Below are 8,650 nucleotides of genomic sequence, written 5' to 3'. Positions count from 1 at the left end.
ATGGCGTCCACATCACCCCAGCAAGTCGTCGACGCGTTGCGGGCCGCGCTGAAGGAGAACGAGCGGCTGAAGGCCGCGAACGCCCGCGCCAAGGAGCGCGACGAGGAGCCGATCGCGATCGTCGGCATGGGCTGCCGCTTCCCCGGCGGCGTCAGCTCGCCGCAGGACCTGTGGCAGCTGGTCACCGACGAGGTCGACGCGGTCGGGGACTTCCCCACCGACCGCGGCTGGGACCTGTCCAACCTGTTCGACCCGGACCCCGACCACGCCGGCACCTCCTACGTCGAGCAGGGCGGGTTCCTCTACGACGCCGCCCAGTTCGACCCCGAGTTCTTCGGCATCTCCCCGCGTGAGGCGCACGCGATCGACCCCCAGCAGCGGCTCCTCCTGGAGACCGCCTGGGAGGCCTTCGAGCGCGCGGGCATCGACCCCGCGACGCTGCGCGGCAGCCGCACCGGCGTGTTCGTCGGCACGATGTACGACGACTACGCGGCGCGCCTGTCCCCCGCCCCGGAGGAGTACGAGGCGTACCTGACCATCGGCAGCACCGGCAGCGTCGCCTCCGGCCGCGTGTCGTACACCTTCGGCCTGCAGGGCCCGGCGATCACGGTGGACACGGCGTGCTCGTCGTCCCTGGTGGCGCTGCACCTGGCCGTGAACTCGCTGCGCCGCGGCGAGTGCTCGCTGGCCCTCGCGGGCGGCGCGACGCTGATGGCGACCCCCAACTCCTTCGTGGAGTTCAGCCGTCAGCGCGGCCTGTCCAAGGACGGCCGCTGCAAGTCCTTCGCGGCGTCCGCCGACGGCACCGCCTGGGCGGAGGGCGCGGGCCTGCTCCTCGTCGAGCGCCTGTCCGACGCCCGCCGCCTCGGCCACCCCGTGCTCGCGGTGGTGCGCGGCTCGGCCGTCAACCAGGACGGCGCGAGCAACGGCCTGACCGCGCCCAACGGCCCGGCCCAGGAAGCCCTGATCAAGCAGGCGCTCGCGGGCACCGGCCTGAGCGGCGCCGACGTCGACCTCCTGGAGGCGCACGGCACGGGCACGCCGCTCGGCGACCCGCTGGAGGCGGGTGCGCTGCTCGCCACGTACGGCGCGGCCCGCACCGCGGACAACCCGCTGTACCTGGGCTCCCTGAAGTCCAACATCGGGCACGCGCAGGCGGCCGCCGGTGTCGGTGGCCTCATCAAGCTGACGATGGCGCTGCAGCACGGCGTGATGCCGAAGACGCTGCACGTGGACGAGCCCAGCCCGAACGTCGACTGGTCGACCGGCACGCTGGAGCTGCTCACCGAGGCCAAGCCGTGGCCGCAGGTCGACCGCCCCCGGCGCGCGGCCGTGTCCTCCTTCGGCATCGGCGGCACCAACGCGCACGTCATCCTGGAGCAGGCCCCCGAGCCCGCCGAGCGGCCCGCCGAGGAGCCGGCCGCCAAGCCGCTGCCCGCCGTCCCGCACGTCCTGTCGGCCACCACCGAGGCCGCCCTGCGCGCCCAGGCCGACCGGCTGCACCAGCACCTGACGGCCGAGCCCGCCGTGACCGCCGACGGCCTCGCGCCGCTCGGCCTCACCCTGGCCACCGCGCGCGCCCACCTGGCGCACCGCGCCGTCCTGACGGCCGCCGACCGCGCGTCGCTGCTCACCCAGCTGCGCGCCCTCGCCGACGACACGGCGGGCGCCGAGGTCGTGCGCGGCAAGGCCGCCGAGGGCCGCACCGCGTTCCTCTTCGCCGGGCAGGGCTCGCAGCGTCCGGGCATGGGCAAGGACCTGTACGACACGTTCCCCGCGTACGCCGCGGCCTTCGACGCCGTGTGCGCCGTGGTCGACCCGCACCTGGCCAAGCCGCTGTCCGAGGTGGTCTTCGCCGCCGAGGGCTCGCCCGAGGCCGAGCTCCTGAACCGCACCGAGTACACGCAGCCCGCGCTGTTCGCCGTCGAGGTGGCGCTGTTCCGGCTCTTCGAGTCGTGGGGCATCCGCCCGGACGCCGTGCTCGGCCACTCCGTCGGCGCGTTCGGGGCCGTGCACGCGGCCGGTGTGCTCTCCCTTCAGGACGCCGCGCAGCTGGCCGTCACCCGCGGCCGCATCATGCAGCAGCTGCCCGCGGGCGGCGCGATGGTGGCGCTGCGCACCTCCGAGGAGGAGGCGGTCGAGCTCCTCGGCGGGTTCGAGGGCAAGGTGTCCCTCGCCGCCGTGAACGGCCCCGCCGCGACCGTGCTGTCCGGCGACAAGGAGGCGCTGGCCGCCGCCATCAAGCCGTTCGAGGAGGCGGGTGGCAAGGCGACCTGGCTGAAGGTCAGTCACGCCTTCCACTCCCCGCTGATGGAGCCGGCGCTCGCCGAGTTCCGCGCGCTCGCCGCGAGCCTGGAGTTCAACTTCCCCGAGCTGACGGTCGTCTCGGACCTCACCGGGCAGCCCGTGGAGCCCGACGAGCTTGCCGACCCGGACTACTGGGTGCGGCACATGCTGAGCGCCGTCCGCTTCCAGGACGGTGTGCACAGCCTGGCCGCCGACGGCTGCGTGCGGTTCCTGGAGATGGGCCCGTCCGGCGACCTCACCGCGATGGCCGCGGACTGCCTCGCCGAGCAGCGCGTCGCGCGCACCGCGCACGAGCTGATCCCCTCGCTGCGCCGCCGCCACGCGGAGACCGAGACGCTGCTCGCCGCGCTCGGCCGCACCCACACGAGCGGCGGCGACGTCGACTGGGCCGCGGTGTTCGCGGGCCACGGCGGACACCGCGTCGAGCTGCCGACGTACGCCTTCCAGCACCGCCCGTACTGGCTCGACAAGCGCGTCGTCACCGGTGACGTGCGCTCGGCCGGTCTGGTCGCGCTCGACCACCCGATGCTGACGGCCGTCGCCGAACTCCCCGAGCTGGACGGCCTGTTGCTGACCGGCCGCCTCTCCCTGGCCACGCACGCGTGGCTCGCCGACCACAAGGTCGGCGACCAGGTCCTGGTGCCGGGCACGGCCCTGCTCGACCTGGCCGCGCGCTCCGCCCGCGAGGCGGGCTACGACGTCGTGGAGGAGCTGCTCCTGGAGGCGCCCCTCATCGTCGCCGAGGACAGCGAGGTCCAGTTGCGGGTGTTCCTCGCGGCCCCCGACGCCACCGGCAGCCGTGAGGTGACGATCCACTCGCGCCGCGAGGGCGACGCCGAACTCGGCGGCTGGCTGCGCAACGCCGGCGGGTCCGTCACGAAGGCCACCGACGAGGCGGCCCCCGCCGACCTCACCGTGTGGCCGCCGCGGGACGCCGAGGAACTGCCCGTCGCCCTGGACGACCTGTACGCCGACCTCACCGCGAAGGGCCTGTCGTACGGCCCGGTGTTCCGCGGCGTCAAGGCGATGTACAAGCGCGGCGACGAGGTGTTCGCCGAGGTGGCGCTGCCGGACGGCAAGCAGCCCGGCACGGGCGGCTACGGCCTGCACCCGGCGCTGCTCGACGCGGCCCTGCACCCGTCGGCGGCCGGCGGCCTGACCGACACCTCGGGCGGCAAGACGCTGCTGCCCTACGCCTGGAACAACGCCCGCACCCTCGGCACCGCCGACGCGGCGCTGCGCGTGCGGCTCGCCCCGGCGGGCCAGAACGCGATCTCCGTGGACGTCGCCGACGCCGCGGGCGAGCCGGTCGCGTCGATCGGTTCGCTGGCCCTGCGCCCGGCCGCGATGGCGTCCGCGAGCGACCGCGACGGCCTGTACGTGCCGTCGTGGGAGGCCGTCGACGAGCTGCCCGCGACCGGTGACACGGACCTGTGGGCGGTCATCGGCGACTTCGCCGACGAGTCGCTGCACGGCGTCGTGCCGCGCCGCTTCGCCGACCAGGCGTCCCTGTCCAACGCCCTGGACGAGGGCGAGGAGGCCCCCGAGGTCATCCTGCTGCCCGTCGCGGCGGGCGCCGCCGACGGGACGCCGGACCCGGCGGCCGTCCGTGACGCCCTGCGGCACGTCCTGACGACCGCTCAGCTCCTGCTCGCCGACGACCGCCTGTCGACGACGCGCCTGGTCGCGGTCACGCGCGGCGCGGTCGCCGTGGACGCCGAGCAGCCCACCGGACGGCTCGGCCAGCGCGCCGTGTGGGGTCTGCTGCGCTCCGCGGTCGCCGAGCACCCGGGCCGCTTCGCGCTCCTGGACGAGGACGGCACGGCCGGTGCGCGGGCGGCGCTCGCGGGCGCGGTCGCCGTCGCCGCCGACGAGCCGCAGCTCGCCCTGCGCGGCGGCACCGGCTACCGCCCGGCCCTCAGCACCACGGCCGCGGGCACCACGCTGCGCCCGCCGCTGAACGAGCCGAACTGGTACCTGGACTACGTCGCCAAGTCGTCGTTCGCGAACCTGACCTTCGAGCCGTGGCCGGAGATCGCCGAGCCCCTCAAGGAGGGCCAGATCCGCCTCCGCCTGCGCGCGGCGGGCCTGAACTTCCGTGAGGCGCTGCTCGCGCTCGGCGTCATCCACGCCTCCGTCGACGCCAACGCGTCCGACAACGGCGGTGGCGGCGAGGGCGCGGGTGTCGTCGTCGAGGTCGGCCCCGGCGTCACGGACCTGAAGCCCGGCGACCGCGTGATGGGTCTGATCAACGGCGTCGGCCCGAACACGGTGACCGACCACCGCCTGGTGTGCCGGATCCCCGACGGCTGGTCGTTCCGGCAGGCCGCCGCGGTCCCGGTGACGTATCTGACCGCGTACTACGGCCTGGTGGACCTGGCCGGGCTCGGCGAGGGCGAGTCGGTCCTCATCCACGCGGGCGCCGGCGGCGTCGGCACCGCGGCCATCCAGATCGCCAGGCACCTCGGCGCCACGGTCTACTCGACGGCCAGCCAGGGCAAGTGGGACGCGCTGCGCGCCGCGGGTGTCGCCGACGACCACATCGCCTCCTCCCGGACGCTCGACTTCGAGCAGTCCTTCCTGGGCGTCTCCGGCGGCAAGGGCGTCGACGTCGTCCTGAACTCCCTCGCGGGCGAGTTCGCCGACGCGTCGCTGCGCCTCCTCCCGCGCGGCGGCCGGTTCCTGGAGATGGGCAAGACCGACCGGCGCGACCCGGCGGAGGTGGCCGCGCGGCACGAGGGCGTGAACTACCGCGCCTACGACGTGCGCGAGCCCGGCCCGGACCGCATCCAGGGCATGCTCCTGGAGCTCCTGGAGCTGTTCCAGCAGGGCGCCCTCAAGGCCCCGCCGATCTCGGTGTGGGACATCCGGCGCGCCCCGGAGGCGTTCCGCTACCTGAGCGAGGCCCGGCACATCGGCAAGGTCGTCCTCGCCCTCTCCGACCCGGACGAGCCGTACGACACCACCCGCGCCGCCCTCATCACCGGCGGCCTGGGCTGGCTCGGCCGTCTCGTCGCCAAGCACCTCGTGGCCGAGCACGGCGCGCGCAGCGTGGTCCTGATGGGCCGTGGCGCGCCGAAGGAGGACGCGCGGCGCGACATCGACGAGCTGCGGGCGCAGGGCGTGGACGTGCGTGTGGTGGCGTGCGACGCGGCGGACCGGGACGCGCTCGCCGCGGCCCTGGACTCCCTCGCGGCGGACGGCGTGCACGTCGGCAGCGTCCTGCACGCGGCGGGCGTCCTGGACGACGGCATCCTCGCGGACCTCACCCCGGAGAGCCTGGACCGGTCGCTGCGCCCGAAGGTGGACGCGGCCCTGAACCTGCACGAGCTGACCGAGCACCTGGGCCTGGACGCGTTCGTGCTGTTCTCCTCGCTCGCGGGCACCATGGGCTCGCCCGCGCAGGGCGGTTACGCCGCGGGCAACTCCTTCCTCGACGGCCTCGTCGAGTACCGGCGCTCCATCGGCAAGCCCGGCGTGTCCATCGCGTGGGGCCTGTGGGAGGGCGTCGGCGGCATGGGCTCCGGCCTGACCGAGACCGACATCACGCGCATGAGCCGCATCGGCGTGGCGCCGCTGACGTCGGAGCGGGGCCTGGAGCTGCTCGACGCGGCGGTCCGCAGGGACTCCGCGGTGGCCGTGGCCGCCGCGTGGCACCTGGAGGGGCTGCGCGAGCAGGTCGCGAACGGCGGCGCGATCCCGGCGCTGCTCAAGAACCTGGTCCCGGCCGCCGCCCGCAAGGCCGCGGCGGGCGGCGCCGACGCCCCCGCCCAGAGCGCGGGCACCGGCGACCGGCTCCTGGACACGGTCCTGCAGGAGGTCGCGGCCGTCCTCGGCCACGCGTCCGCCGCGGTCGTCGACCCGCACGGCGCCTTCGACCAGATCGGCTTCGACTCGCTGACGGCGGTGGAGCTGCGCAACCGGCTCGGCGGCACCACGGGCGTGAAGCTGCCCGCCACCTTCATCTACGACTGGCCGACCCCGGCCGAGCTGGTGGAGCACCTGAAGGCGGAGCAGGGCTACGTAGAAAACGCTGCCGACACCGCCGAGGCCGCGGGCCCCGCGGACGCCGCCGGTGACCCGCAGGCGCTGCTCGACGAGATCACCAAGCTGGAGTCGGTGTTCGCCGACGTCACCGGGGCACAACTCGGTGACACGGTGCGCGACACCGTGACCGACCGTCTGAACGCCCTGCTCACCAAGCTCGGCTCCTGAGGAACGGGACCCACACGATGAGTCGCAACAAATGGATTCGTACGTTCCATGCGAAGCCCGACGCCAAGGCCCGCCTGGTGTGCTTCCCGCACGCCGGTGGCCCCTCGATCGCCTTCACCGCGCTGTCGGCGAAGCTGCCCGCCGATGTCGAACTGCTCGCCGTGCAGTACCCGGGGCGGCAGGACCGCAGGGCGGAGCCGTTCGCCGAGGACGTGACGACGCTCGCCACGGGCATCGTGGACGCGCTCGCCGACTTCGACGACCGGCCGCTGTTCCTGCTCGGGCACAGCTTCGGCTCGCTCGTGGCCTTCGAGTCGGCCCGTCTCCTGCAGGAGCGGGCCGGCCTGGCCCGCCTCTTCGCGTCGGCGGCGTGGCCACCGTCGGCCGACTGGCGGGCGCACGCCGACGGGGCGCACTCCGACGAGGAGATCCTCGGCCACATCCGGTGGCTCGGCGGCGTGCCGGACATCATCCTCAACGACCCCGAAATGGTCGGCGAGATGATCCGGCTGATGCGCGGCGACCAAGAGGTCCTCGGCCGCTACCAGGCCAAGGACGGCGCCGCGATCACGGCGCCGCTCACGGTCCTGCTCGCGCAGGACGACCCGAAGAACACGGCCGAGCAGATGGCCGACTGGGAGCGGCACACCACGGGCGAGTACCGCCTGGAGCTGATCCCCGGCGGCCACTTCGCCCTCACCGAGCCCGACCCGGCGGTGGTCCCGCTGCTCGCCCGCGTCATCCGTGAGGACCTGGCGCGCGCGGCCGGAGAGGCGGGCGGCGCATGAGCGAGCAGACCGGAGGGACACGGGCCGTGCAGGCGGGGACGCCCCGGCCGCCGCGGGCCGAGATGGTCCGGGACATCTATCTGGCCGGGATCTCCGGGCAGCGGCCGAAGCTGTCCACGGACCTGACGACGCTGGAGGAGGCGGCGCGCGCGGTCCTCGAACCGCACGCGCACGCCTACATAGCGGGTGACGCGGGCACCGGCACCACCGGTCACGTCAACCGCGAGGCGTTCGAGCGCTGGCGGCTGCTGCCGCGCATGTGGAAGGGCGTCAGCGAACGGGACATGTCGGTGACCCTGTTCGGGCAGCGCCTGGACGCGCCGGTGCTGCTCGCGCCGGTGGCCGCGCAGACGGTGGCGCACCCCGAGGGCGAGCTGGCCTCGGTCCGCGCCGCCGCCGAGGTCGGCCTGCCGTTCGTCCTGTCGTCCTTCTCCTCGCACTCCATGGAGGACGTGGCGAAGGCGGCCGGGAGCGAGCCGCGCTGGTACCAGCTGTACTGGCCGAACGACCCGGAGGTGGCCGAGTCCCTGGTCCGCCGGATCGCTCCGGCCGGGTACGCGGCGATCGTGGTCACGGTGGACAACCCCACCTTCGGCTACCGGCCCTGCGACATGGACACCGCGTACATCCCGTTCGTGCACGGCCAGGGCATCGCCAACTTCACCAGCGACCCGGCGTTCCAGGCCCGGCTGCCCGAGGGCGGCGGGACCATGGCGGCCGTCGGGCAGTGGGCGCAGATCTCGTCCAACCCGACGCTCACCTGGGACGACCTGCCGCGCCTTCGGTCGTGGACGGACCTGCCCATCCTCATCAAGGGCGTCCAGCACCCGGACGACGCCCGCAAGGCGCTCGCGTCCGGCGCGGACGGCGTCGTGGTCTCCAACCACGGCGGCCGTCAGCTGGACGGCGGCGTGGCCGCGCTCGACGCGCTGCCGGCGGTGCGCGCGGCCCTCGGGCCCGACGTCCCGGTCCTGATGGACTCGGGGGTGCGCACGGGCACGGACGTGGTCAAGGCGCTCGCGCTCGGCGCGGACGCGATCCTGTTCGGCAGGCCGTACCTGTACGGTCTCGCGCTCGACGGACAGGCGGGCGTGGAGCACGTCCTGCGGTGTCTGCTCGCCGATCTGGACCTGGCGATGACCCTCACGGGCAGCAGGACGATCGCGGACATCACCCGGGACCTGGTGGTCCCGTCGGGTCCGCTCACGTAACCGCGGTCGGCACGACGCACTGAAGCGGTCCTGGCCCGCGCCGAAAGGCGCGGGCCAGGACCGCTTCGTCGTGTGCGGCCCGGCGTCGAAGCCTCAGGAACCCCGAAGGGGGCGAAGCCTTCCGGCCTC

At 74.4% G+C, this 8,650-nt stretch carries 2 protein-coding genes and 1 pseudogene; all 3 read left to right on the top strand.

What is annotated here, in order from left to right; genetic code table 11:
- Positions 1–33: 33 nt before the first annotated feature.
- Positions 34–6,522: pseudogene (locus tag AB6L24_RS35090) on the top strand (SDR family NAD(P)-dependent oxidoreductase); the annotation flags it as partial.
- Between the two features lie 17 nt (positions 6,523–6,539).
- Positions 6,540–7,310 carry a thioesterase II family protein gene (locus tag AB6L24_RS35085; protein WP_405662178.1) on the top strand — a complete coding sequence of 257 codons (771 nt, stop codon included), beginning with the start codon at positions 6,540–6,542 and terminating at the stop codon, positions 7,308–7,310.
- Positions 7,307–8,521: an alpha-hydroxy-acid oxidizing protein gene (locus AB6L24_RS35080; RefSeq protein ID WP_405662175.1), complete on the top strand. Its 1,215-nt coding sequence runs from the start codon at positions 7,307–7,309 to the stop codon at positions 8,519–8,521. The genes AB6L24_RS35085 and AB6L24_RS35080 overlap by 4 nt, the downstream gene beginning before the upstream one ends.
- Positions 8,522–8,650 lie beyond the last annotated feature (129 nt).

Source organism: Streptomyces sp. RK9, from assembly GCF_045070545.1.
Classification (GTDB): domain Bacteria; phylum Actinomycetota; class Actinomycetes; order Streptomycetales; family Streptomycetaceae; genus Streptomyces; species Streptomyces alboflavus.
This window is presented reverse-complemented; position numbering and strand designations above follow the sequence as displayed.